Annotated in this window: 18 protein-coding genes; 10 read left to right on the top strand and 8 right to left on the bottom strand. The window is 74.0% G+C overall.

The window, feature by feature from the left end; genetic code table 11:
- Window positions 1-82: 82 nt before the first annotated feature.
- Genes narI through ADL22_RS30585 form a run of 4 tightly spaced genes read right to left on the bottom strand, consistent with a single transcriptional unit; the run spans window position 83 to window position 6891 of the window.
- Window positions 83-817 (bottom strand): respiratory nitrate reductase subunit gamma, encoded by a 735-nt coding sequence (gene narI / locus ADL22_RS30600; protein WP_066987226.1) that lies wholly within the window; start codon window positions 815-817, stop codon window positions 83-85.
- The gene (gene narJ, locus ADL22_RS30595) at window positions 814-1611 is read right to left on the bottom strand and encodes a nitrate reductase molybdenum cofactor assembly chaperone (protein ID WP_066987223.1); all 798 of its coding nucleotides are present in this window, start codon (window positions 1609-1611) and stop codon (window positions 814-816) included. Before narJ ends, narI begins: the two co-directional genes overlap by 4 nt.
- Complete coding sequence (narH, locus tag ADL22_RS30590; RefSeq protein ID WP_066987220.1) at window positions 1608-3191, bottom strand: nitrate reductase subunit beta; 1584 nt, start codon at window positions 3189-3191, stop codon at window positions 1608-1610. Before narH ends, narJ begins: the two co-directional genes overlap by 4 nt.
- A 1-nt stretch (window position 3192) precedes the next feature.
- A complete protein-coding gene (locus tag ADL22_RS30585; protein ID WP_066987216.1) occupies window positions 3193-6891 on the bottom strand; it encodes a nitrate reductase subunit alpha in 3699 nt (1232 codons plus the stop codon).
- Window positions 6892-7511: 620 nt separating this feature from the next.
- Between ADL22_RS30585 and ADL22_RS30580 the strand changes: the two genes are divergently transcribed.
- Together ADL22_RS30580 and ADL22_RS30575 are read left to right on the top strand one after the other, a co-directional pair.
- Window positions 7512-8723, top strand: coding sequence for an MFS transporter (locus tag ADL22_RS30580; RefSeq protein WP_066987310.1), 1212 nt, complete (start codon window positions 7512-7514; stop codon window positions 8721-8723).
- A gap of 57 nt (window positions 8724-8780) precedes the next feature.
- Window positions 8781-9254: a hemerythrin domain-containing protein gene (locus ADL22_RS30575; protein WP_066987211.1), complete on the top strand. Its 474-nt coding sequence runs from the start codon at window positions 8781-8783 to the stop codon at window positions 9252-9254.
- Between the two features lie 57 nt (window positions 9255-9311).
- Here the strand turns inward: ADL22_RS30575 and ADL22_RS30570 are convergent, their stop codons facing one another.
- Window positions 9312-10943, bottom strand: a complete 1632-nt coding sequence (locus ADL22_RS30570) for a GAF domain-containing sensor histidine kinase (protein ID WP_234430916.1) — start codon at window positions 10941-10943, stop codon at window positions 9312-9314.
- Between the two features lie 213 nt (window positions 10944-11156).
- Between ADL22_RS30570 and ADL22_RS30565 the strand changes: the two genes are divergently transcribed.
- The 4 genes from ADL22_RS30565 to ADL22_RS30550 all read left to right on the top strand — a co-directional run bounded on the left by ADL22_RS30565 (window position 11157) and on the right by ADL22_RS30550 (window position 15589).
- A complete protein-coding gene (locus ADL22_RS30565; protein ID WP_066987205.1) occupies window positions 11157-12380 on the top strand; it encodes a globin domain-containing protein in 1224 nt (407 codons plus the stop codon).
- A gap of 263 nt (window positions 12381-12643) precedes the next feature.
- A complete protein-coding gene (locus ADL22_RS30560; RefSeq protein ID WP_066987202.1) occupies window positions 12644-13954 on the top strand; it encodes an SPFH domain-containing protein in 1311 nt (436 codons plus the stop codon).
- Between the two features lie 68 nt (window positions 13955-14022).
- On the top strand, window positions 14023-14976 hold the full coding sequence (locus ADL22_RS30555) for a C40 family peptidase (protein WP_066987199.1): 954 nt from the start codon (window positions 14023-14025) through the stop codon (window positions 14974-14976).
- Between the two features lie 202 nt (window positions 14977-15178).
- Window positions 15179-15589 carry a hypothetical protein gene (locus ADL22_RS30550; RefSeq protein ID WP_066987196.1) on the top strand — a complete coding sequence of 137 codons (411 nt, stop codon included), beginning with the start codon at window positions 15179-15181 and terminating at the stop codon, window positions 15587-15589.
- Here the strand turns inward: ADL22_RS30550 and ADL22_RS30545 are convergent.
- From ADL22_RS30545 to ADL22_RS30535, 3 genes are all read right to left on the bottom strand, one after another.
- The gene (locus tag ADL22_RS30545) at window positions 15570-16304 is read right to left on the bottom strand and encodes a response regulator (protein WP_066987191.1); all 735 of its coding nucleotides are present in this window, start codon (window positions 16302-16304) and stop codon (window positions 15570-15572) included. The two genes, ADL22_RS30550 and ADL22_RS30545, sit on opposite strands and share 20 nt — an antisense overlap.
- A complete protein-coding gene (locus tag ADL22_RS30540) occupies window positions 16291-18618 on the bottom strand; it encodes a hypothetical protein (protein ID WP_066987188.1) in 2328 nt (775 codons plus the stop codon). Before ADL22_RS30540 ends, ADL22_RS30545 begins: the two co-directional genes overlap by 14 nt.
- 352 nt (window positions 18619-18970) lie before the next feature.
- Window positions 18971-19852 (bottom strand): MurR/RpiR family transcriptional regulator, encoded by an 882-nt coding sequence (locus ADL22_RS30535; protein WP_159048745.1) that lies wholly within the window; start codon window positions 19850-19852, stop codon window positions 18971-18973.
- Window positions 19853-20358: 506 nt separating this feature from the next.
- Here ADL22_RS30535 and ADL22_RS30530 point away from each other — a divergent pair.
- The 4 genes from ADL22_RS30530 to ADL22_RS30515 all read left to right on the top strand — a co-directional run bounded on the left by ADL22_RS30530 (window position 20359) and on the right by ADL22_RS30515 (window position 23774).
- Window positions 20359-21009, top strand: a complete 651-nt coding sequence (locus ADL22_RS30530) for a hypothetical protein (protein ID WP_159048744.1) — start codon at window positions 20359-20361, stop codon at window positions 21007-21009.
- 128 nt (window positions 21010-21137) lie between these two features.
- A complete protein-coding gene (locus tag ADL22_RS30525) occupies window positions 21138-21650 on the top strand; it encodes a signal peptidase I (protein WP_066987182.1) in 513 nt (170 codons plus the stop codon).
- Between the two features lie 4 nt (window positions 21651-21654).
- Window positions 21655-22455, top strand: a complete 801-nt coding sequence (locus tag ADL22_RS30520) for a hypothetical protein (RefSeq protein WP_159048743.1) — start codon at window positions 21655-21657, stop codon at window positions 22453-22455.
- Between the two features lie 71 nt (window positions 22456-22526).
- A complete protein-coding gene (locus ADL22_RS30515) occupies window positions 22527-23774 on the top strand; it encodes a peptidoglycan-binding protein (RefSeq protein ID WP_066987176.1) in 1248 nt (415 codons plus the stop codon).
- Window positions 23775-23791: the final 17 nt, after the last annotated feature.

Below are 23791 nucleotides of genomic sequence, written 5' to 3'. Positions count from 1 at the left end.
CCGGAACCGCGAACGCGCCCCCCGGCTGCGGCCAGGGGGCGCGTTCGCGGTTTCCGGACGGGCCGGTCGGCGTCCGCCGCCGCTACCTGCCCCGTCCGGCGGCGGGCGCCGCGGCCCGGTGGCGGTAGACCAGGTACGGGCGGGCCAGGTAGCCGATCGGCGCGCTCCAGACGTGGACGAGCCGGGTGAACGGCCAGGCGGCGAAGAGCAGGCAGGCGCTCAGCGCGTGCAGCCGGAACAGCAGCGGTGCGCCGCTGATCGCCCCCGGGACGGGCCGGAGGGTGAAGAGGCCGCGGAACCAGACGGAGACCGTCGCGCGGTAGTCGTAGCCGGGGCCGAAGGTGTTGTGGGCCAGGGTCGCCGTGATGCCGAGCAGCACGGTGGCGGCCAGCAGCGGGAAGAGCACCTTGTCGCTGCGGAGGCTGCGCAGGCGGACGCGGCGGGACAGCAGCCGCCGGGCGCACAGCAGACCGAGTCCGGCGACCATGGCGGCGCCCGCGATCGAGCCGCCCCAGACCGCCACGAGGTGGTAGCCGTGCTCGCCGAGGCCGGCCGCGGCAGTCCACGAGGCGGGTACGGCCAGGCCGATGACGTGCCCGGCGATCACCATGAAGGCGCCGAGGTGGAACAGCGGGCTGCCCCAGCGCAGCCAGCGGTGCTCCAGCAGCTGACTGGTGTGGGAGGTCCAGCCGAACTGATCATGGCGGTAGCGCCAGACATGCCCGGCGACGAAGACCGCCAGGCAGGCGTAGGGGAACGCCACCCACAGCAGCAGGTCGGTCCCGCCAACGGAGGCGGAGGCGGAGGCGGTGGTCATCGAGGGCCTTCCGGAGTGGACGAAGGGGAGGACGGACACGAGTGCGGGGCCGGGGCCGGGGTCGGCATGAGGGTGGGCGGGGCCTGCTCGGGCGGCGCGAAGGTGCCCGGTGGCGCGAACTCGCCGCTGCCGTACGCCCCGTAGGGCTCCAGGCCGGTGTCCTCCCGCGGCGGCCCCTGGGCGGCCAGCTCGGCCACGGCGCGCAGATCGGCGGCGGTGGCCGGCGGCAGCAGGGCCAGCAGCGCGGCCAGGACGTGCCGGTACGGGGAGTCGGCGTCGGCCAGCGCCCGGTGGATCAGCGCCAGGCCGCGCCGGTGCTGCCGCAGCGGCGCCTCGCCCGCGCCCGGTCCGGCGAGCGCCGCGAACTCCAGGACGAGGGGGAGGTGGTCGGGCAGTTCCCCGCCGTCCGCCCGCCAACCGGCCGCGCGATAGCGCCGGTTGAGGGTGAGCAGGGCCATCCCGCGGCGGCGGGTGTCGCCGTGCAGGTAGTAGGTGAGGTAGAGGCTGCTCTTGCGGCGCAGGTCGAAGATTTCGACGTAGTGGGCCCGGAGCGCGTCCGCGGACTGGCCGGCGAACCAGCCGGTGAAGGCGGTCAGGTGCCTGGCGGCGGGGGAGGGGGGCAGGGAGTCCACCCGGTCCGCCAACTCCCCCCGAGCGGAGGCCAGTTCGTCGTCCGGGTACTGGAGGAGCAGGGAGAGCAGGCGCAGCAGCAACGAGCGCTCCCTGGCCTCCCGGGGCGTCAGGCGGGTCGCACGGCGGCGCCGGCCGCGTACGAGGACGGTCCGCGCGCTCACCGGCGGCCTCCCGCGGCCGCGTCCGGGGTGCCGCGCCGGCGCACGGTGGGCATGCCGAGCATCACCCCGCGCTCCCCGAGCATGACCCCGCCCTCCGCCGGCGGCCCGGCCGTCTCCACCGGGCAGCGGTTCTCCAGGGCGGTGAGCGCGGCGGCGTCCTCCTTGTGGGCGGCCGGGACGACGTACCGGTCCGCGTACTTGGCCACCGCCAGCAGCCGGTGCAGGTCCTCCGCCTCCCGGGCGGTCAGCCCCACGGCCCGGAGCGCGGCCTCGTCCCCGTCCTCGCCGAGGGTGCGGGCCCGCATGTACGAGCGCAGCGCGGTCAGCTTCATCAGCACCCCGCCGACCACGTCGGTGTCCCCGGCGGTGAACAGTTCGGCCAGGTACTCCAGCGGGATCCGCAGCCGGGTGACGGCCGCGAACACATGGTCGGGATCGTCCTGGTCGCCGCCCGCCGACGTCACCGCGTCCAGGACGGGCGAGAGCGGCGGCACGTACCAGACCATCGGCAGGGTGCGGTACTCCGGGTGCAGCGGCAGCGCGACCCGGTACGTGGAGATCAGCGCGTACACGGGGGAGCGGCGGGCCGCGGCCAGCCAGTCCTCGGGGATTCCGGACTCCCGGGCGGCGGCGATGACGTGGGGGTCGTGCGGGTCGAGGAAGACGTCGCGCTGGGCGTCGAGGAGGTCCCGCTCGTCCGGGGTGGCGGCGGCCTCACCGACCCGGTCGGCGTCGTAGAGCAGCAGTCCGAGGTAGCGCAGCCGGCCGACGCAGGTCTCGGAGCACACGGTGGGCTGCCCGGCCTCGATGCGCGGGAAGCAGAACGTGCACTTCTCGGCCTTGCCGGTGGCGTGGTTGACGTACACCTTCTTGTACGGGCACGCGGTCACGCACATCCGCCAGCCCCGGCAGCGGTGCTGGTCGACCAGGACGATGCCGTCCTCGACCCGCTTGAACATCGCGCCGGACGGGCAGGCCGACACACAGGCCGGGTTCAGGCAGTGCTCGCACAGGCGGGGCAGGTGGAACAGGAAGGTCTGCTCGAACGCGAACTTCACCCGCTCCGCCCACTCCCCGGACAGGTTGGGGTCGCCGCCGGCGTGCTCCGGCGCGCCGCCGAGGCCGTCCTCCCAGTTGGCGCCCCAGGTGACGGCGGTGGGCCGGCCGGTGAGGAGGGAGCGGGGGCGGGCGACCGGCAGGTCCGGGCCGGCGGGGGCGCTGACGAGGGTGTCGTAGTCGTAGGTGACCGGCTCGTAGTAGTCCTCGATGGCGGGCAGGTCGGGGTTGGAGAACAGGGACAGCAGGCGTCTGATCCGGCCGCCGGAGCGCAGCACCAGGCGGCCGCGCCGGTCGAGCATCCAGCCGCCCTTCCACTGCTCCTGGTCCTCGTAGCGGCGCGGGTAGCCGACGCCGGGCTTGGTCTCGACGTTGTTGAACCAGGCGTACTCGACGCCGGTGCGGTTGGTCCAGGTCTGCTTGCAGGTGACCGAGCAGGTGTGGCAGCCGATGCACTTGTCGAGGTTCATCACCATCGCCACCTGGGCCATGACGCGTCCGATGGGGGCGGTGCCGCGGGGCATGTCAGTACTCCACTCGCTGGTCGCGCCGGCGGATGACGGTGACCTCGTCACGCTGGTTGCCGGTCGGGCCGTAGTAGTTGAAGGCGTAGGTGAACTGGGCGTAGCCGCCCGCGAGATGGGTGGGCTTGACCAGCAGGCGGGTCAGCGCGTTGTGGCTGCCGCCGCGCCGGCCGCTGACCTCGGTCGTCGGCACGTTCACCGTGCGGTCCTTGGCGTGGTACATGTACACCGTGCCCTCGGGCATGCGGTGGCTGACCACGGCGCGGGCCGCCACCACGCCGTTGCGGTTGTACGCCTCGATCCACTCGTTGTCCCGTATGCCGATCCTCCCGGCGTCCGCGGTGGACATCCAGATGACCGGGCCGCCCCGGGACAGCGCCAGCATGTAGGCGTTGTCCTGGTACTCGGAGTGGATGGACCACTTGGAGTGCGGGGTCAGATAGCGCACGGTCACCTCGGCCCGTCCGGGCTCGTGCAGATGCTCGTCGCCGTAGTGGCGCAGCGCGTTCAACGGCGGCCGGTAGACGGGCAGTTGCTCGCCCAGCTCGCTGATCCAGTCGTGGGCGGCGAAGAAGTGCTGGCGGCCGGTGAGGGTGTGCCACGGCTTGTCGTGCTCGACGTTGATGACGAACGGGGAGTAGCGGCGGCCGCCGGACTCCGAGCCGGACCACTCGTAGGAGGTCATCACCGCGCGTGGCTGGGTGCGGGTGTCGGCGAAGGTGATCCGCTCGGCCTCGCGTTCGGCGGCCAGCGCCACCAGGCCGGTGCTGCCGGTCTGCCGCTCCAGCTCCCGGAAACCCTCCGTCGCCAGGCGGCCGTTGGAGGTGCCGGACAGCGCGAGGATCGCCTCGCACATATCGCTCGCGGTGGCCAGCGACGGGCGGCCCGCGCCGGCGCCGTCGCGGACCGTGCCGCAGCGGTGCCGCAGCTCCTCGATCTCCCGGTCCGGGCGGACGGTGACGCCCTTGGTGGTGGTGCCCAGCGTCTCCAGCAGCGGGCCCACGGCCCGCAGCTTGTCCGCCACGGCCGGGTAGTCCCGCTCCACCACGACCAGCTTCGGCATGGTGCGGCCAGGCACCGGCTCGCACTCGCCCTTCCGCCAGTCCCGCACCACCCCGCCCGGCTGGGCGAGTTCGTCCGGGGTGTCGTGGGCGAGCGGCACCGGCAGGACGTCGGTGCGGGTGCCCAGGTGCGTGGCGGCCAGCTCGCTGAAGCGGTCGGCCAGGGCCAGGAAGGTGTCGTAGTCGGTGCGGGCCTGCCAGGGCGGGGCGATGGCCGGGGTGAAGGCGTGCACGAAGGGGTGCATGTCCGTACTGGACAGGTCGTCCTTCTCGTACCAGGTCGCGGCCGGCAGCACCACGTCGGACAGCAGGCCGGTGGAGGTCATCCGGAAGTCCATCGACACCAGCAGATCGAGCTTGCCCTCGGGGGCCTCCGCACGCCACACCACCTCCTCGGGCCGCTCGCCCTCCGGGGTCTCCGCCGAGCGGACGGCCGCGTCGGTGCCCAGCAGATGGCGCAGGAAGTATTCGTTGCCCTTGCCGGACGAGCCCAGCAGGTTGGCGCGCCAGACGGTCAGCACGCGCGGGAAGTTGGCCGGATCGTCCGGGTCCTCGGCGGCGAACCGCAGCCGCCCGGCCGTCAGTTCGTCCACGATGTGCTCGGCGACCTCGCGCCCCTGGGCCGCGGCCTCGTCGGCCAGGTCCAGCGGGTTGCGGTTGAAGCCGGGGTGGCCCGGGGTCCAGCCCAGGCGGACGGCCTGCGCCAGGCAGTCCGCGAACGCCTTGCCCCGGAAGCGGCCCGCGCCCAGCGGCGAGGCCAGCTCGTCGGGCCCGAACGCCTCGTAGCGCCACTGGTCGGTGTGCAGGTACCAGTACGAGGTGCCCGCCATGTGCCGGGTCGGCCGCTGCCAGTCGAACGCGAACGCCAGGTGCTGGAAGCCGGTCAGCGGGCGGACCTTCTCCTGGCCCACGTAGTGCGCCCAGCCGCCGCCGTTGACGCCCTGGCAGCCGGTCATCGTGGTCAGCGCCAGGAACGCCCGGTAGATGGTGTCGGAGTGGAACCAGTGGTTGGTGCCCGCGCCCATCGCGATCATCGAACGGCCGCGGGTGCGCTCGGCGTTGCGGGCGAACTCCCGCGCGATCCGCGCCGCCTGCTCGGCCGGCACGGACGTGACGGTCTCCTGCCAGGCGGGCGTGTACGGCTGACTGGCGTCCTCGTACGAGGCCGGCCAGTCACCCGGCAGACCGGGCCGCCGCACCCCGTACTGCGCCAGCAGCAGATCGAAGACCGTGGTGACCAGGCGGCCCCCGACGCGCCGCACGGGCACCCCGCGCACCATCACCGCACCGCCCTCGGTGCCGCCCTCGTCGAAGCGCGGCAGCGCCACGGCCACCGTCTCCTCCGCGCTGTCGAGCAGGCTCAACTCCGGGACGGTGCCGCCCAGATCGAGGTTCCAGCGGCCCTGGCCGGCCTGCCCCCAGCGGAAGCCGAGGGAGCCGTTCGGCACCACGCAGTCACCGGTGGCGGAGTCCACGAGCACGGTCTTGGACTCGGCGTGCTCGGTGCGGTGCCCGAGGTCGGCGGCGGTCAGGAAGCCGTCCGGGACCAGACCGCGCTCGTGCGCGCGCAGCGTCACCAGGAACGGCGCGTCGGTGTACTTCCGCAGGTAGTCCTCGAAGTACGGCACCGTGCGGTCCACCAGGAACTCGCGCAGGATCACATGCCCCATCGCCATCGCCAGCGCCCCGTCCGTCCCGGGGTGCGGCGCCAGCCACTCGTCCGCGAACTTCACGTTGTCGGCGTAGTCGGGGCTGACCGCGACGACCTTGGTGCCGTTGTAGCGGGTCTCGGTCAGGAAGTGGGCGTCCGGGGTGCGGGTGACGGGGATGTTGGAACCCCACATGACCAGGTAGCCGGCGTTCCACCAGTCCGCCGCCTCCGGGACGTCGGTCTGGTCGCCGAACACCTGCGGCGAGGCGACGGGCAGATCGGCGTACCAGTCGTAGAACGACAGCAGGGTGCCGCCGATCAGCGATAGGAACCGCGCGCCGGCCGCGTAGGACGCCATGGACATCGCCGGGATCGGCGAGAAGCCCGCCACCCGGTCGGGGCCGTACGCCTTGACCGTGTGGACGTGGGCGGCGGCGATCAGCTCGGTCACCTCGTCCCAGTCCGCGCGGACCAGACCGCCCTTGCCGCGGGCCCGCTTGTAGGCGCGGGCCTTCTCCGGGTCGCCGGTGATCTCCGCCCAGGCCGCCACCGGGTCGCCGAGCCGCTGCCGCGCCTCGCGCCACAGCGACAGCAGCGCGCCCCGCACATAGGGGTAGCGGACGCGGCTGGGGGAGTAGGTGTACCAGGAGAACGACGCCCCGCGCGGGCAGCCGCGCGGCTCGTACTCGGGGTGGTCGGCGCCGACCGAGGGGTAGTCGGTGGCCTGGTGCTCCCAGGTGATGATGCCGTCCTTGACGTACACCATCCACGAGCAGGAACCGGTGCAGTTGACGCCGTGGGTGGAGCGCACCACCTTGTCGTGCGCCCAGCGGTCCCGGTAGAAGCCCTCCCACTCCGGGTCGCCGGTCCCGAACGCGGCGCGCCCGTCGGCCGAGACCTCGCCGCGGGTCAGCAGCCTGCGGGCGGCCAGTGGCCAATTCCGTTCGGCGCGCGGCCGCTCCGGTGGTGCTGTCTGGTCATTCTCCATGGTGGCCAACGTTAGGTTTTGGCCATTGCCGGAACGGGGGGTCCAACGGCCCTGGTGGCCCGTCCCTTCGTCCCCAATCCCGCCGGTCATCGCCGGGGACCGGTCCGTATACCGCCGATGAGGGCCGGACGGCCCGGGGGAAAGGGCTGATCGGCCGCCCCGCCGGGCGCCGCCGCTGCCGCATGCTGAGCAGCGACCGGCCAGGAGACGGCCCGTGAACCACGGTGACCGGCACCCGTGCGGCGGCGTCCACCGCCGTCCCGCATCGCGGACCCCGCGCACGGCCCTGGCCGGCCACCGTCCGGCCGCCCCGCCCGTCTGCCCTGATCGCCGGGCGGCCGGACGCATCCCCCGCGCCGAGCGGCGTCCGGCCCGTGGACCGAAGGGCCTGCGCGGCAGGACCGGTCGGAGCGGAACGAGGCACTTACGGCCCCCTCCGCCGGCGCCCCGCCGCACGAATCCTGGACGAGGCCACCGCATCGCCGACCGTCGCGCGAAGCGGTCCGGCCACCGTGAACAGGAGGAAGATGATGGTGCTCCAGCAGTACGGGAGCGACGCGACACGGCAGGCGCAGGCGCACGAGCCGGAGCGGCAGGCGGTGCCCGGCCGGGCCTGGCTGATGCTGGCGCTGGCCACGGTGGGCTTCGCCGTCAATTTCTGGGCGTGGGCGCTGCTCAGCCCGCTCGGCCCGGCGTTCCAGGACGGCCTGCGGCTGACCTCGTTCGAGCAGTCGCTGCTGGTGGCGGTGCCGGTCGTGGTGGGCTCGCTGGGGCGGGTGCCGGTGGGCGCGCTGACCGACCGGTTCGGCGGGCGCCTGCTGTTCTCCCTGGTCTCGGCGGCCACCATCGTGCCGGTGCTCTACGTCGGACTGGCCGGCCACTCCTCCCTCACCGCCCTGCTGGTGGGCGGCTTCTTCCTCGGCATCGGCGGCACCGCCTTCGCCGTCGGCGTCCCGCTCGTCAACGCGTGGTTCCCGCCGGCCCGGCGCGGACTGGCGGTCGGCGTCTTCGGCGTCGGGATGGGAGGCACCGCCATCAGCGCCCTGACCACGGTGAAACTGGTCGGCGCGCACGGTGTGCCCACCCCGTTCCTGATCACCGCCGCGGTGCTCGCGGTGTACGCCGTGGTGGCCGCGCTGCTGCTGCGGGACGCGCCCGGCCGCACCGTGCCGACCGCGCCCCTGGGCCGCCGGCTGGCCGCCACCGCCCGGCTGGGCATCACCTGGCAGGCGTCCGCGCTGTACGCCGTCACGTTCGGCGGCTATGTCGCGTTCTCGGTCTACCTGCCCACCTACCTCAAGGCCGGCTACGGACTGGCCCAGGCCGACGCCGCGAACCGCATGGCGGGGTTCGTCCTGCTGGCCGTGGTGATGCGCCCGGTCGGCGGCTGGCTCTCCGACCGGCTGGGCCCCCGGCGGGTGCTGGCCGGCTCCCTGGCCGTGGTCGCGGCCGGGGCGGTGGTGCAGGCGTTCACGCCGGCCCTGGCCCCGCTCGGCACCCTCGCCTTCCTCGCCATGGCCGCCGCGCTCGGCGCCGGCAGCGGGGCGACCTTCGCGCTGGTGGCCCTGGTGTCCCCGGCCGACCAGGTCGGTTCGGTCACCGGGGTGGTCGGTGCCGCGGGCGGCCTCGGCGGTTTCGTCCCGCCGCTGGTGATGGGCTCGCTGTACGACGCGTACGGCACCTACGCGGCCGGGCTCGCCCTGCTCGCGGTGGTGGCCGCGGCGGCGCTGGCGTACACCGTCACCGGGGTGCGCACCGCCGCCGAGGGCGGCGAACCCGGCCGCGGCGCCGACCGCCGGGGCGGCCCCCGCACCGCGGACACCACGGCGTAGCCACCTGCCCCGCCCCTCACCAACAAGCCCCGCGCGCAAGGAAAAAGGAGACCGCCGGTGTGCGAATACTGCGGCTGCCAGTCGCTGACGGCCATCGATGAGCTGACCCGGGAGCACGACGAGGTGGTCCGCCTCATCGGCCACCTCCGCTCGGCCCGCCAGGAGGGGGTGACGCCCCGGATGGCGGAGGTGGCCCGGGAGATCGCGCGGGTCCTCGGCCCGCACACCGAGGTCGAGGAGCAGGGCCTGTTCCCCGCGCTGGCCGGGGACTTCCCCGAGCAGATCGCCGCGCTGGCGGACGAGCACCGCCGGATCGAGGCGGTGCTGGCCGAGGCCGCCGAGGGGACGCCGACCGACCCCGCCTGGCCGGACCGGCTGCTGGCGGCCATGGCCGTCCTGCGCGATCACATCCTCAAGGAGCAGGACGGCGTGTTCCCCGCCGCGCTGGCCCACCTCGGCACCGAGGAGTGGGAGGCGGTCGAGGCCACCCGCGCCAGGGCGGGCAGCCCGCTGGTCCGGCCCGCCGCCTGACGGGACCGCCGCCCGGCCGGTCCCGCGGGTACGGGCCCGGCCGGGGCGGCGGTGCGCTCAGGGCAGCGGCACCACCCACTCGACAACGGTGCCGCGCGGCTCGTTCGCGGCCACCCGGAACCGTCCGCCCAACTCTTCCGCCCGGCAGCGCAAGTTGGCCAGTCCGCTGCGGCGGCCGGACCCGGGTTCGATGCCCCGGCCGTTGTCGGCCACCCGCGCCCGCAGCTCGGCCGCGGTGACCGCGACGCTGACGTCCACCGCCGTCGCCCCGGCGTGCCGGGCCGCGTTGGACAGCGCCTCGCCGACCACGGCCAGCAGATGGTCGGCGTGCCCGGCGGGGACGGTGGTGTCCAGCAGCCCGGTCATCCGCAGCGCCGGGGCGAAGCCGAGCGCCTGGCCGGCCCGGTCGGTGGCGGCCACCAGGCGGGAGCGCAGCCCGGCGCCGAGGCGGTCCCGGTCGTGTTCGCGCAGTCCGTAGATCGTGGAGCGGATGATCTTGATGGTGTCGTCCAGATCGTCCACCACCCGCTGGACGCGCTCGCCGACCTGCGGCCGGTCGGCGACCCGGCCCAGCGTCGACTGGAGCGTCAGGGCCCCCGCGAACAGCCGCTGGATCACCAGATCGTGCAGATCGCGGGCGATCCGGTCGCGGTCGGTCAGTACGAGCATCTGCTCGCTGTCGCGGCGGCGTTCGGCGACCTCCAGCGCCAGGGCCGCCTGGTTCCCGTACCCGATCACCATGTCCACGACGGCGTCGGAGAAGGCCGGGCCGCCCGGCGCGTTCGCCACCTGGAGGACCCCGCGGACGTGCTCGCGGGTGCCGAGCGGGACGAGGAACGCCGGCCCCAGCTCCACCCGCGACGCGCTGCCGCCCTCGGCGCGCGGATCCCTGCTGACCGCCTCGCTGATGACCGTCTCGCCGGACGCGAAGACCCGCGCGGCCAGCGCGGAGGCGGGCAGGGCCAGCCCCCGCACCTCGTCCGCGCGGTCCCCGGCGGCGGCCTCCACCACCAGATCGCCGCCGTCACCGACCGGCACCGCGAGCGTGACCAGATCGGCGCCGGACATCTCCCGGACGGTGCCGGTGAAGCGCTCCAGGACCGCCGCGGGCTCCTCGCCGGAGAGCAGGCTGCGGGTCAGTTCGTTGCCGGCCGCCAGCCACCGCTGCCGGCGCCGCGCGTCCTCGTACAGGCGGGCGTTGTCGATCGCCACACCGGCCGCCGCGGCCAGTGTCCGCAGCACCGCCTCGTCATCGGCGTCGAACTGCGCGCCGCCCTTCTTGTTGGTCAGATACAGATTGCCGAACACCCGGTCGCGCACCCGGACCGGGGCGCCCAGGAAGCTGGTCATCGGCGGGTGGCCGGGCGGGAAGCCCGCGGACGACGGATGGCGGGTCAGGTCCGCCAGGCGCAGCGGCCGCGGTTCGCGGACCAGCAGGCCCAGGATGCCCTCGCCGCGCGGATAGTGGCCGATCCGGGCCGCGGTCGCCTCGTCCAGGCCGACCGTGAGGAACTGCGTGATGGTGCCGTCCTCGCCCAGCACGCCCAGCGCCCCGTACTCCGCGTCGACCAGGGCGACCGCGGACTGGGCGATCCGCCGCAGGACGACTTCCAGGTCGAGGTCGGAGCCGATGGCCAGCACGGCGTCCAGCAGTGTGTGGGCCCCGGGCCCCTGTGTTCGTTCTTCCACCGCAGCTCCGTTCGTTTCCGTGCGGCCCACCACCAGCATGCCGGACGCCGATGCCCACCCCGTGCCTGGCCCGAAAGACCTGGTCAGAAGGGAAGTTCGCCCCTACCGAGCCGCCCTTCCCGGCAGAACGATCAACAGAGCGATCACTGCGACGAGCAGCACAAAACGCTCGCGTTGACGCTCACCCACGTTCCCACCACCCCGGGGAGTCCCATGCTGTCGTCCGATTCGGCCGCCGTTGTCCGCGCCACCCTGCCCGCCGTCGACGCGGCCCTGAACGAGATCACGGCCCGCTTCTACGCCGCCATGTTCGGCGCGCGGCCCGAGCTGCTGGACGGGCTGTTCAACCGCGGCAACCAGGCCAGCGGCGAGCAGCGCCAGGCACTGGCCGGATCCATCGCCGCGTTCGCCAAGGCGCTGCTGGCCGACCCCGGCGCCCACCCGGACGCCCTGCTGTCGCGGATCGCCCACAAGCACGCCGCGCTCGGCGTCACCGAGGACCAGTACACGATCGTTCACAAGTACCTCTTCGGTGCCATCGCCGAGGTCCTGGGCGAGGCGATCACCCCGGAGGTGGCCGCCGGCTGGGACGAGGTGTACTGGCTGATGGCGGGCGCGCTGATCGCGCGGGAAGCCCGCCTCTACCACGAGGCGCAGATCGATCCGCGCCGGCCGTGGCGCCAGTGGACGGTGGTGGAGCGGCGCGAGGAGACCCCGGACGCGGTCTCCTTCCTGCTGCGCCCGGCCGATGGCGGCCCGCTGCCCCGGGCGCGCGCCGGCCAGTACGTCAGCGTCAAGGTGCTGATGCCCGACGGTATCCACCAGACCCGCCAGTACAGCCTGTCCAACGCGCCCGGCGACCGGCTGCGCCGGATCACCGTCAAGCGGGTGGCGAGCGTGGCCGACGCCCCCGAGGGCGAGGTCTCCAACCAGCTGCACCGCACCGTACGGGCCGGTGACGAGCTCACGCTGTCGGCACCGTTCGGCGATGTGGTCCTCGACGGCGCCGACACCCCGCTGCTGCTGGTCTCGGCCGGTATCGGCTGCACCCCGATGGTCGGCATGCTCGAACACCTCGCCGCCACCGGCTCGTCCCGCCCGGTGCGGGTGCTGCACGCCGACCTCAGCCCGGCCGACCACGCCCTGCGCGCCGACACCAAGCGCCTGGTGTACCGACTCCCCGACGCCCAGGCGCACTTCTGGTACGAACAGGGCGCGGACGAGGAGGCCGGCGCCCGCCCGGGCCGGATGGCCCTCGACGGCCCGGACCTGGGCCTGGACCTCAACCTGTCCGCCGACACCGATGTGTACCTGTGCGGCTCGCTGCCCTTCATGCGCGCCGTCCGCACCGGCCTGCTCCGGGCCGGCGTCCCCGCCCGCCGCATCCGCTACGAGGTCTTCGGCCCGGACCTGTGGCTGGCCCACTCCGACAACTGAACCTTCCCCACTCTCGCGCGTACGGGAGAGGGCGGAAGTCCTGGGAGGTGCTGACCTTCGGCGGGACCGGCGCGCGCGGCGATCGGGGAGGATCTTGTCCAGGGCGCAAGATCATCGGCCGTGGGCATCGCCACCTCGCCACCTCGGCGCACCGCCCCATCGACGTGCGCCGGGTCCTGTGGATCACGGTTTCGCGGTGCGCGCGCGGACGAGCCGGCACCGCGCGGACAGCGGTGCCGGAGACGGAGACGGAGCGAAGCACGATGGCAGCCGGGACCAGGGGAGAAGACGGGGCGCGGCGCCCCGACGAGGCGTGCGGAGCGGAGGACGACACCGAGGAACTGCCGTCCGTGGTCGTGTCACCGCCCCGCCCGGAGACCGGCGGTCCGGCGCCCGCCCCCGTCCCGACCGAGGGCCCGGCGCGCCCCCAGGACGTGGCCGTGGCCGGTATCGCCCTCGTCAACGACCTGCTGGACACCGCCGAGCGCACCGCCGCCAGGGGTGCTCCGGGGCCGATCGCCCCGCCGCCGGCTCCGGTCCCGGCCCCGCCACCGGTCCCGGCCCCGGCCAGGACCGCCCCGCCGCCCACCGAGCCCCGGCCCGAGCCCCACCCCCAACCCCACCGCGCCGAGGGGCGCGTCCCCAGCCGCCGCATCCCCTCCGCCGACCCCGACCTGGTGGAACGGCGCGGCCGCTCGTTCTCCGGCTGGGCGGCCGCACTCCTCGCCGTCCTCGCCCTCGCCGGCTGCGCGGCACTGCTCTGGTGGCACGCCCTCATCCCGGAGCGGGCGGTACGCGCCGCGGGCCTGCCGCTCGCCCCGGACCACGGCCCCATGCGGCTGTGGGAGTGGGCGCTCGTCGCGTGCGGCGGGGTCGTGGCGCTGCTCGCCCTCGGCGGGATCACCCGGGGGCGGGCCGGCAGTGCGTGGGTGCTCAGCCTGTTCGGACGGTACCGGGGCAGTGTGCGGCGCACCGGGCTCGTATGGATCAACCCGATGGTGCTGCGCCGCAGGGTGGACGTCCGGCTGCGGCACTGGCGCAGCGAACCGATGCCCGCCGTGGACGCGGCCGGTGTCCAACTCCGGGTCGTCGTCCTGGTGGTGTGGCGCGTCAAGGACACCGCGCGGGCGCTGCTCGCCGTCAACGACCACGAGGCGTATCTGCGCGAACAGGTCGAGGCGGCGATGGCCCGGGTGCTCTCCCAGCTGCCCGCCGACGCCTTCCACGAGGACACCCCGACCCTGCGGGACGCGGAGGCGGTCGGCGACGCGCTGACGAAGACCCTGTCCGCCGACTGCCGGCCGGTGGGCATCGAGGTCTTCTCCGCCCAGCCCACCCGGATCGAGTACGCGCCGGAGGTGGCGGCCGCGATGCGGCGCAGCCAGCTCGCCGCCCTCGACGCCAAGCACCGCGACACCGTACTGACCTCGGTCATCGACGCCGTGGACGAGACCATCCACCGGCTGACCTCGCGCGGCCTGGTCGAGCTGGACGATTACGAACGCCGGGCGCTGGTACGGGACTTGACCATCGCCTTCTACACCTCACGCGGCAGCGCGCCGGCGGAGACCTGAGCGGACCACCGAACACGCGAGACGGAACACGGAACACGCACCACACAACACGGAAGGCAGGTGAGCGCATGCGCACCCCCGAATTCACCGAGGAGATACCCGCGGACTGCGCCTGTGCGTTCTGCGCGGGCGCGGCAGGCGCTGGGGTCGCCGGACCGGGCGGGGCCGCCGGGGGACGGCACGGCGGACGCCGGGCCCGCTGTGCCGTACGCGGCGCGGTCGCGGCCGCGGTGGGCGCGGCCGCGGTGATCGGCGCGGGCGCGGGCACGGCCGCCGCCGAACCGGCCCCGAGCCACGCCGGCTGGGACGGCAGCAAGTACTGGTACCAGGACGCCACCGGCTGGTGGCGCTGGACCAGCCACTACGACAAGTACCTCCGCCACACCGGCCGTTCGGCGTCCGGAGCCGGCGCGTCCCGGGGCACGCACACCGCGCCCGCCCCCTCCTCCGCCGGGCACAACCCCAACCCCACCTTCCGCGGCCGGGCCGGCTGGGACGCCACGGACCGGGTGTACTGGTACCAGCAGGGCGGGAGCTGGTGGTGGACCAGCCACCAGTGGAAGTACGAGGCCCGCACCGGCCGCTCCGGCTCGACGGCCCGGGCCGGCTCCCCGGGCTCGTCACCGAGCAGCCACGCCAGCCACACCAGCCGTGCCGGCCACGGCACCGAAGCCGCGATCCGCTGGGCGATGGGCCAGCTCGGCAAGCCGTACATCTGGGGCGGCAACGGCCCGTACGGGTACGACTGTTCGGGCCTGGTGCAGCAGGCGTACCGCCACGCCGGCATCTCGCTGCCGCGGGTCGCCGACGCCCAGTACCGCGCCGCCGCGAAGCTCTCCCGTTCGCAGCTGCGCCGCGGCGACCTGGTCTTCTGGTCCTCGAACGGTTCGCCCTCGGGTATCCACCACGTGGCGATCTACCTCGGCGGCGGCCAGTACCTGGAGGCCCCGCGCCCCGGCAAGACCGTGCGGATCTCCTCGTTCGCCTACTACAACCCCACCCTGTACGGACGGGTCGGCTGAGCGGATGCGATGAGCCGGGGCCGCGAGCCGGGGTGCGCCGGGGTGAACGGGGGTGAGCCGGGCGCACCATGGCGCGCTTACCCGTCGCCCGCCGCCGTCGTTTGCAGAGCGGGTGGTGGCCACCCCACGGGAGGTGGGCGAGGTCCCGGGTCCGGAAGGTGCCGGGACCGCCCCGCTGTCGACACGACGAAGGAGCCCGACCATGACGGATCCCGCCGGTCCGAAGCGCGCGAGCGGTGCGGGCGTCGTACCGCAACTGCGATGGGACGCCGCGCGGACGGACGCACGGGTGCGGCCGGGGGGCCGTATCTCGCTCGCGGGCTGGACCGGCGCGTCCCGGGACGCCGGTCCGGTGGACGTCTTCCTGGTGGCTCAGGGCACGACGTACAGCCTGGCGCGGATCGGTGCCGGCGGGGCGGGCGGCGGCGGTTCAGCCCACTTCTGCCGCAGCGGGGTGGCCGTTCCCGGCGACGTTCCGCCGGGAACGGCCGTCCTGGTGGTGATCGATCCGGGCAACCCGATGGAGATCGACTCGATCCCGGTGGCGGTGATGGGGCTGGTGACGGCGGCCGGTCCGCGGCCGCACGCCACGCTCAGCGAGCCTGCGGGCTGAGCAGGCGCCGGCCCTGATCCTGGCCCGAACCCTCGCCCGGCCCCTGGCCGCCGCTCGTGAGGACGGCCGCCTGCCCGGCGATGACCGCGGCCTGCGCACGCCGCTCCACCCCCAGTTTGACGAACAGCCGCGAGACATAGTTCTTGACCGTCTTCTCGGCCAGGAACAGCCGCTGCCCGATCTGACGATTGGTCAGCCCTTCGCCGATCAATTCGAGAAGCTGACGCTCGCGTTCGGTGAGATCCGGGAAGGCGTCCAGCCCGCGCTTCGGCTTGCGACCGGTACGCAGCCGTTCCATGAGCGCGGCGACCGCCCCGGGACCGAGCAGCGAGCGCCCCGCGGCCGCCTCGCGCACCGCGCCCACCAGCTCCGGCCCGCGCACCTGCTTCAGCAGGAACCCGCAGGCCCCGGCCGTGAGCGCGTCGAGCAGCACCTCGTCGTCGGCGTAGGTGGTCAGCATCAGGCACGCCAGCCCGGGCGCGGCCGCGCGCAGATCGCGGCACACGGCCACGCCGTCGCCATCGGGCAGGTGCACGTCCAGGACGGCGACGTCCGGACGCAGGGCGGGGGCGCGGGTCAGGGCCTCGGCGGCCGTCGCGCCCTCGCCCACCACGGTGAGATCCGGTTCGGCGTTGAGCAGACCGGACACCCCGCGGCGCACCATCTCGTGATCGTCCAGGACGAACACCCGGATCGGGCCGTCAGCGCTGGTCATCGGCGGGAGTCCGGGAGGGGGCCGGGGTGGGTGCCTGCGTGGGCTTGGGGTCCGGCGTCGGGTCCGGCGTGGGAGCCTGCGCAGGGGCCTTCGCGGGTACGGGCTCGGGGGTGTGCCGGGCCGGACTGGCGGGTGTGGCCTTGCCGGTCCAGTCGTCGACGAAGCGGACGGCGAAGGTGCCGCCGAGCTTCGCGGGGTCGATGTGCAGGGTGAACGCGCCGCTGCCGGAGTATCCGGGCTGGTCGAACCACTTCCCGTCCGCCCCGAGGACCTGCATCCGCCCCTTGCCGCCGTCGTCGCCGAGCGTGGTGCCGGTGACGGTGACGTCCGTCTCCGTGCGCGTCACCGCGGAGATCTTGGGAGCCGGGTAGGCGAGGGCCACGTCGACCGCGGGGCCGGTGTCGCCGTTCGGGTAGACCTGACGGGCGACGAGATGGCGCCAGTCCCAGGAAGCCTTCCGGTTGGCGTAGGCATACGTGTCGGCGATCTTCCCGTCGTCCGAGGGTTTCGTGGACGGGTCCGCCGCCACCCAACTGCCGTCCGGCTTCCGGAACTCGATCGTCGTGCCCGGCTGGCCGGACCCGGCCAGGGTCCGGCCGGCCTCCCCGTTCCTGCCGGTGAGCTCCAGCTTCAGCGGGGCGCGATACCGGAGCTCCGCGGACGCCGGTGTGGGGCGTTTCGTCCAGTCGTCGAGGAAGCGGACCCTGAAGGTGGCGCCGAGCCGGTCCGGGTCCACGGAGACGCTGAAACTGCCGTCGGCGCTGATCCCGCCGGCGTCGAACCACGTGCCGTCGGCCGCCTGGGCCTGCACGGTGCCCTTGGCCGCGTCATCGCCGAGGGTCTTCCCCTTGACCACCACCTTCGACCCGCTCCAGGTGACGGTGGAGACCTCCGGCGCGGGCACCTCGACGCGCACCGGCACCTCGGGACCCGCACTGCCACCGGCATACACCTCACGGGCCGTCAGGTGCGCCCAGTCCCATTCCGTCTTGCGGGAGACGTTTTGGTAGACGTGGCTGATGGAGCCGTCCGAGGCGATATCGGTCCAGGTGTCCGTGACCCAGTCGCCGCCGGCCGTGCGGAACTGCACGGATCCGCCCGGCTGCCCGTAACCGACCAGGGTCCGGCCCTTCTCCCCGTTCTTGCCGGTGAGCTTCAGCATCAGCGGCACCAGGGGACGGATGTCGACGGGAATGCTGTCGAAGTTGTCGGGATCGCGCGGATCGGTCACCACCAGGTTCGCCATACCGGCGGGCACGTCGAGCGGGACGGGGACGCGGTTGGCGTCGAACAGCGCAGAACTCTGGCTGTCCCCGTAGGGCTTGGTGGCGAACGTGCCCAGGGGGAACCGGCGGCCCCGGGTCACCAGGTGGACCTCCACGTCGCCGATGGGGTCGAAGGAGTTGGTCCAGCCGTAGAGCCGCATGGTGTCGCCGGCCCGGACGCGGCTGGTGGTGCGGTTCACGTTCCACTGGAGCTGCGACGCGTTCCGGTCGGTGATGAAGGTGAGGGTGCGCTTGTCCTCCAGGCCGGGGGCGGCGTCCTCGGTGACGTAGATGTCGTGCGTACCGGCGGGAACGGCGTCGTGCAGCGCGGACGCGGCCCAGGTACCGTCCGCGCCCACCCGCACGTTCTGCCTGAGCGCCATCGGTATGCGGTCCGGGCCGTAGGACAGGGAGATCCGCGCGCCGGGCTCGCCGATGCCGCCGAAGTCGAGCAGGAACGCCTTGGACAGCGAGACGCCTTCGCGCGGAGTCGTGAACTGGGCGGGCTGCACGCCCAGTTTGATGGTGAGCGTGATCGGCGCCGAGTCGCGCTCCCGTCGGCCGGTCTTCTGGAGGATGCGGAAACCGAAGTCGCCGTCCGCCAGCTCCCCATCGGGGAAGCGGGCGGTGACCGCCCATTTCCCGTCCGGGCCGACGAGTCCGGTGAAGCCCGCCAGGGTCTTCCAGGGCCGGTCGGTGCCCGCCGGGCGGTACTGCAACGCCACGGTGGCGCCGGGGGCGCCGGTGCCGGCGAAGTTGATCAGGGCGTTCCGCCGGCCCAGCTGCACGGTGGAGTGGTCCGCGGGCCGGGTGATCACGGGGGCGACCACACCGGGGCCGGGTTCGTCCGCCGGGGCGAAGGTGCCGGTGACAGCGGTGGCCGTCGCCATCGGCGCGGCGTGGCCGGGCGCGGACGTGGCGGTGGTCAGGAGGAGGGCGAGCGCGGTGGCGGCGCCCAGGCTCGTCGCGGACAGGGCCCGGTGCGGCCGGGCGTGCCGCGGGCGGGGAGCCCCCTGCGGGGCGGTTTCCGCCTCTCCGTGATGTTTCATGCTGCTGTCGCTCCTTCGTATGAGGCGGCGGTACGACGCGGCCCGTGGGGGAGAGGCCCTGGTGAGGTCCGCCGCCTGGGCGCGCGGCGGCGGGGCGCGGTGCGGCAGGGCCTGGGTACGGGCGGCCACCCGTGCGCTGCCGGAGCACCGCTCCGCGACGAGAGCGGTGCGTTCCTCGCGCGTCCTTCGCCCAGAGTCATCCACCCGGGATTGCTGCAATCGTTGCACAGCTGTGAGCGCGCACCAAAATTAGCTACGCGCGCAACGATCGAGGGGTGGAAAGAGGGGTGGCAAGAGAAGGCGGGGAGAGCGGGCAGGAAGGGATATCGGGGCGATCATCGCCCCGCACCGCTCACTGCCCCGGGCCGGACACCACCGTCGACGGGGCCATGAGATCCATCTCGCCCCACAGCGTCTCGATGTCGCTGATGGCGCGAGCGGCCTGCTCGGGCCGGCCGGCGGCGAGTTCGGCGAGCACGGCCTGGCTGACGGCGACCGCCGGCGTCAGGGTGGGAAAGATCGACGTGCTCTCGCTGGGGATGGCCACCACGACATCGGCGGCCTGCGCGAGCCGGCTGGTGCGGCGGTCGGTGACGAGGCAGACCGTGAGATCGCGGCGCGACGCGGCCTGCGCCATGGTGATCAGCTCGCGCGGAGTGCGCCAGAAATTGAAGATCACCAGGCAGCCGCCCGGGGGCAGGCCCATCAGCTGCGTCGCCCGCTCCGTCCCGGCCTGGGTCTCCAGGCGCAGGTCGAACCCCATCGCCGTACCGACGTACGACAGCACCATGGCCGGCGCGGCGAAGCTGCCGGACGCGGCGACCAGGGTGCGCGGCGCCGCCATGACGGCCGCCGCGAGCGCCTTGATCTCGTCCGGATCCAGGGTGTGCGCCATCCGCGACAGGTGGTCGGCGTCCTGGTGGAGCGCGGCCCGCGCCGGGGTCTCGGTCATCTCGGTGGAGTGCCGGTCGAGCAGCTCCGGCGCCGACAGCGCGGAGAGGTACTGGCTGCGGACCTCCAGCTGGAGGTCGGGCCAGCCGCCGAACCCCATCTGGCGGGCCGCGCGGGTGACCGTCGAGGCGTTGACACCGGCCCGCTGGGCCATGTCACGCGCGGAGGCGTAGGACGCGAACTGCGGGTTGGTCTGGACGACTTCGAGGACCCGGGCAGCCTGGCTGCCGCGCGGCAACTTCGCCAGCTGCTCCGCGATACGTACCTGGAGCGACCTTCCCACCTCCACCTTGGGGCCGCGCCGCGGCGCGGATATGCGCCCCCAGTCTACGGGCCGGGGGAGCCGGGCATGGCGGTGCGCGACGCCGAAGCCCGGCCCCGGCTCGCGCCCCGACCCACGCCCGACTCGCGCCCCGACCCACGCCCGAGTAGCGCCCCGTCTCGTGCCCGACCCGGCCCCGGCTCGCAACCCGGCGCAACACCCGTTGCACGCCCGCCCGCGCCTCCGAGCGTCTCGTACGCCACATTCGTTGCATACGGATTTGACTGCAATGAATCTTCGCGTCTCTAATGGGTGCCGAACACGGGATCTGCGGACATAACCCGCAAATCCCGACATGTGAGCCCTGTCGCCGCGCTTCCTGGCGCCGGGCTCCCGCGGGGCGGGCACCGGAGAGGTGACCCCGCCGGCCCGCTCCCTCGCCGGAGGCGCATGCCACCTCACCTTCGTGCGCCTCCGGCGAAAAGCCTCCAGTCAAAACCCCTACACACAAAAGAAGTTGGGATCCTGTGGAAACTGACACGAACACCAAGCGGGCCTTGCGCAAGAAGAAGGCCATCGCCGGTGTTGCCGTACTGGCCGGCGCCGGACTCCTCGCCGCGGGTGGTTACGCGCTGAGCACCTCCACCGGCCTGGCGACCTCCGGCCTGTTCGGCACCACCACGCAGAACGGTCCCGACCCCGACTCGAACGCCGACGTCTCGCTGCTGGTCAACGGCCACCAGCACGCCGACCTGTCGAACGAGCTGACCAACGCCAAGATGGCCAACGACGGCGAGGGCGCGCAGACCACCGTCAAGCTGACCGCCGGCGGCAAGACCGACATCGACACGGTCGGCCTGAAGGTCAACTACGCCAAGACCGAGGCGAACGAGGGCCTGGCCAAGCAGCTGGTGGTCGACGTCGACGCGGACGGCAAGCGCGTGGCCTCCGGCCTCTCGGCCGCGGACATCGCCAAGAAGACCACCCTCCCGATCTCGCTCTCCTCCGTGTCCGGCGAGAAGCTGCTGCACGACGGCACCAACGCGCTCCCGGTCCGCCTGCACGTCTACCTCAAGGACGGCACCGAGAAGAGCTGGGACGAGGTGAAGGACCAGACCATCAAGTCGATCTCCTTCAGCTTCACCGGTAGCGGTACGCCGTCGGCCGACGGGAAGTGATGACCGGCCCGACGGTGCGGAACTCCGGGGGCGGGCACCATCGAGCGGCCTCAAGCCCGCCCCCGGTCCACCGCGCCGCGGCGGCTCGTACCACCGCGGCGCGGATGGCTCGCCGGGCGTTCAGGACCGTGACAACCCTGCTGGTCACGGCCCTGGCGCTCGGCGCGCTGGCCGCCGGCATCGCCTGGCTGGCGTACGGCGTCCGGTACGTACCGGTGCTCACCCCGTCGATGCGCCCCGGTATGCCGCCCGGCTCGCTGGCCGTGACCAGGCCCCTCGCCGCCGCGGACATCCGGACCGGCCAGGTCGTGGCGTTCCGGCCCCCGGAGCCGTGGGCGCCGAAGGACGGCCGGCCCGTCCTGCACCGGGTCACCGGGATCGAGCAGTACGCGGCGGGCCGGGTGCTCACGACCAAGGGTGATGCCAACCCCGGGCCCGACCCCTGGAAGATCGACCTCTCGGGCCCCGGCGAGTACGCCCGGGTCGTCGCGGTCGTCCCCCACGTCGGGACGGTGGCCAAGGCGGCGCACCAGGCCGGGCCGGTCGCGCTCGGCGGCGCGCTGCTGGGTCTGTACTTCCTGGGCTGGGGCGCGCGGCAACTCCTGCCCAGGCGCGGTGGACGACACAATCGAGGAGCGTGAAGCGGTGCGTTTCGCACGGCAAGTGAAGCGGCCGGTGCGCCCGGCCGCGCGAAGGGGCGCGGCGGCGGCGCTGGCGGCGGTGGCGGTACTGGGCGCGGCGACCCCGGCCGCGGCCACCGGCCACGACGGATCCGCCGGCAGCCCGCAACGGGTCTACGTCCGCTCGGGCCCCGGCGTCTCCTGGACGGCCGACACCCTCGGCCTGCACCCCGGCGACCAGGTGGACCGCTACCTCGACGTGGTCTCCACCCACAGCGCGCCGCTCACGCAGTCGCTGCGGCTGTGGGGCACCGGCCGGCTCACCGACGGCGGGGGCCTGGTCGCCGGCGTACGCGAATGCTCGGTCGCCTGGCGCAACGGGGAATGCGGCGGCCACGAACACCAACTCGCCTCGCCCGGCACGCCGTTGGCCAAGGCGGTCGGACTGGGCGACGCCCGTACGGTGCCCGCCCGCGACACCCGCCACCTGAAACTGACCCTGGCCGTCCCCGCCGACCTTCCGCCCGCCCTCGCCGGTGCCACCGCCCGCGTCACCCTCCAGGCGACCGGAACGGCCCAGGGGGACGGGTCCGGGACGGGCGGCGCCACCGGGGCGGACGCCACCGCCGGCTCCGGTGGCGGCGCGGACTCCACCGGCGGCTCGTCACTCGGCGGGGCACTCGCCCGCACCGGCGCCGGCGGCCTGTGGGGCCTGATCCTGCTCAGCCTCGGCGCACTGTGCGCCGGCACCGCCGTCCTCGTCAACCGCCGCCGGACCGCGCCGGACGGCACGGGCGCCGCGCCCGCCACCCCGGCCGAGCCCTGACGCCCCCACGCACCTCACTCACCCGCCGGCCCGCGCGGTGACGTGCCCCCTCCCGCCCGAAAGCAGAGGCCATGTCCCTCCCCCTCTTCCAGGAAGTCCTCGCCCCGTCCGACTGCGACTGCCCCGGCTGCGACGAGGGCCGGTGCGCGGCGCGTTCGGCGCGGGCGGGGCGCGCCACGACCGGGGCGCTGATGGTGGCGATGGCGACCGTCACCACCGTCGCCGGCGCCGCCCAGGTCTGCGCCGCCCAGCCCGCGGCCGCCGCGCCGGGCACGGCCGCCGCCGGCCGGACCGCGCTGCAGACCGCCGCCCGCCACGGCGCCGTGACGAGCCGGGCGGAGATCCTGCGCCGCGCCCAGCACTGGGTGGACCGCGGGGTGCGGTACAGCATGAGCAGCTACTACGAGGGCTACCGGCAGGACTGCTCGGGATTCGTGTCGATGGCGTGGGGCCTGTCCGGCAGCCAGTGGACCGGAAGCCTGGCCTCCTACGGGGTCCGGGTGAGCAAGAACGCCCTCCAGCCCGGCGACATGCTCCTCTACCACAACCCGGCCAACCCCACCCACGGTTCGCACGTCGTCCTCTTCGGCGGCTGGGCGAACACCGCGCACACCCGCTACATCGCCTACGAACTCACCCCGCCCCACGCACTGCGCCGGGTGACCCCCTTCCCGTACTGGAACCACACCGCCGGCTACGTGGCCTACCGCTCACGCGCGATCCCGGCCGGCGGCGGAAGCGACAGCGGCGCGAGCCACACCGGCGGAGGCACCTCCCCCCAACCCGCCCACGGCGCCTTCCCCGGCGCCGCGATGTTCGCCCCCGGCCAACACAACGCCTACATCACCCAGTTGGGGAACATGCTCGTCCAGCGCGGCGGCGCGCGCTTCTACTCCGTCGGCCCCGGCCCGTCCTGGGGACAGGCCGACCAGCAGGCCACCGCGGCGTTCCAGCGCGCCCAGGGCTGGCACGGCGCGGAGGCCGACGGCATACCGGGCCCCGACACCTGGCGGCACCTGGTGAACGGCATCGGCCACGACATCCCACCGGCAGCGAACGGCAGCGGGACGGCGGGGACCGGACCCGCCTTCCCCGGACGCGGAGTATTCCGACCGGGCCAGTCCAACACCTTCGTGACCCAGCTCGGCCAGCAACTGGTGAAGAAGGGATTCGGCCGGCACTACACGGTCGGCCCCAGCCCCCACTGGTCCGAGAGCGACCGCCGCAACGTCGAGGCATTCCAACGCGCCCAGGGCTGGCGCGGCCCCGACGCCGACGGCTACCCGGGCCCGGAAACCTGGCGCCGCCTCTTCCAGTGACGGCCCCGGGCCTTGCT

Origin of the sequence: Streptomyces sp. NRRL F-4489 (assembly GCF_001509485.1) — a bacterium.
Lineage (GTDB): Bacteria > Actinomycetota > Actinomycetes > Streptomycetales > Streptomycetaceae > Streptomyces.
The sequence above is the reverse complement of the archived record's forward strand: the minus strand, read 5'-3'. Positions and strand labels throughout refer to the sequence as shown.

What these genes read in the sequence shown, in the direction of transcription:
- ADL22_RS30545 (WP_066987191.1), bottom strand. Translation starts at nt 16,304, where the DNA reads ATGACCAGCGCTGACGGCCCGATCCGGGTGTTCGTCCTGGACGATCAC.
- ADL22_RS30560 (WP_066987202.1), top strand. Translation starts at nt 12,644, where the DNA reads ATGGCAGCCGGGACCAGGGGAGAAGACGGGGCGCGGCGCCCCGACGAG.
- ADL22_RS30565 (WP_066987205.1), top strand. Translation starts at nt 11,157, where the DNA reads ATGCTGTCGTCCGATTCGGCCGCCGTTGTCCGCGCCACCCTGCCCGCC.
- narH (WP_066987220.1), bottom strand. Translation starts at nt 3,191, where the DNA reads ATGCCCCGCGGCACCGCCCCCATCGGACGCGTCATGGCCCAGGTGGCG.
- ADL22_RS30550 (WP_066987196.1), top strand. Translation starts at nt 15,179, where the DNA reads ATGACGGATCCCGCCGGTCCGAAGCGCGCGAGCGGTGCGGGCGTCGTA.
- ADL22_RS30585 (WP_066987216.1), bottom strand. Translation starts at nt 6,891, where the DNA reads ATGGAGAATGACCAGACAGCACCACCGGAGCGGCCGCGCGCCGAACGG.
- ADL22_RS30540 (WP_066987188.1), bottom strand. Translation starts at nt 18,618, where the DNA reads ATGAAACATCACGGAGAGGCGGAAACCGCCCCGCAGGGGGCTCCCCGC.
- ADL22_RS30580 (WP_066987310.1), top strand. Translation starts at nt 7,512, where the DNA reads ATGCTGGCGCTGGCCACGGTGGGCTTCGCCGTCAATTTCTGGGCGTGG.
- ADL22_RS30555 (WP_066987199.1), top strand. Translation starts at nt 14,023, where the DNA reads ATGCGCACCCCCGAATTCACCGAGGAGATACCCGCGGACTGCGCCTGT.
- narI (WP_066987226.1), bottom strand. Translation starts at nt 817, where the DNA reads ATGACCACCGCCTCCGCCTCCGCCTCCGTTGGCGGGACCGACCTGCTG.
- ADL22_RS30515 (WP_066987176.1), top strand. Translation starts at nt 22,527, where the DNA reads ATGTCCCTCCCCCTCTTCCAGGAAGTCCTCGCCCCGTCCGACTGCGAC.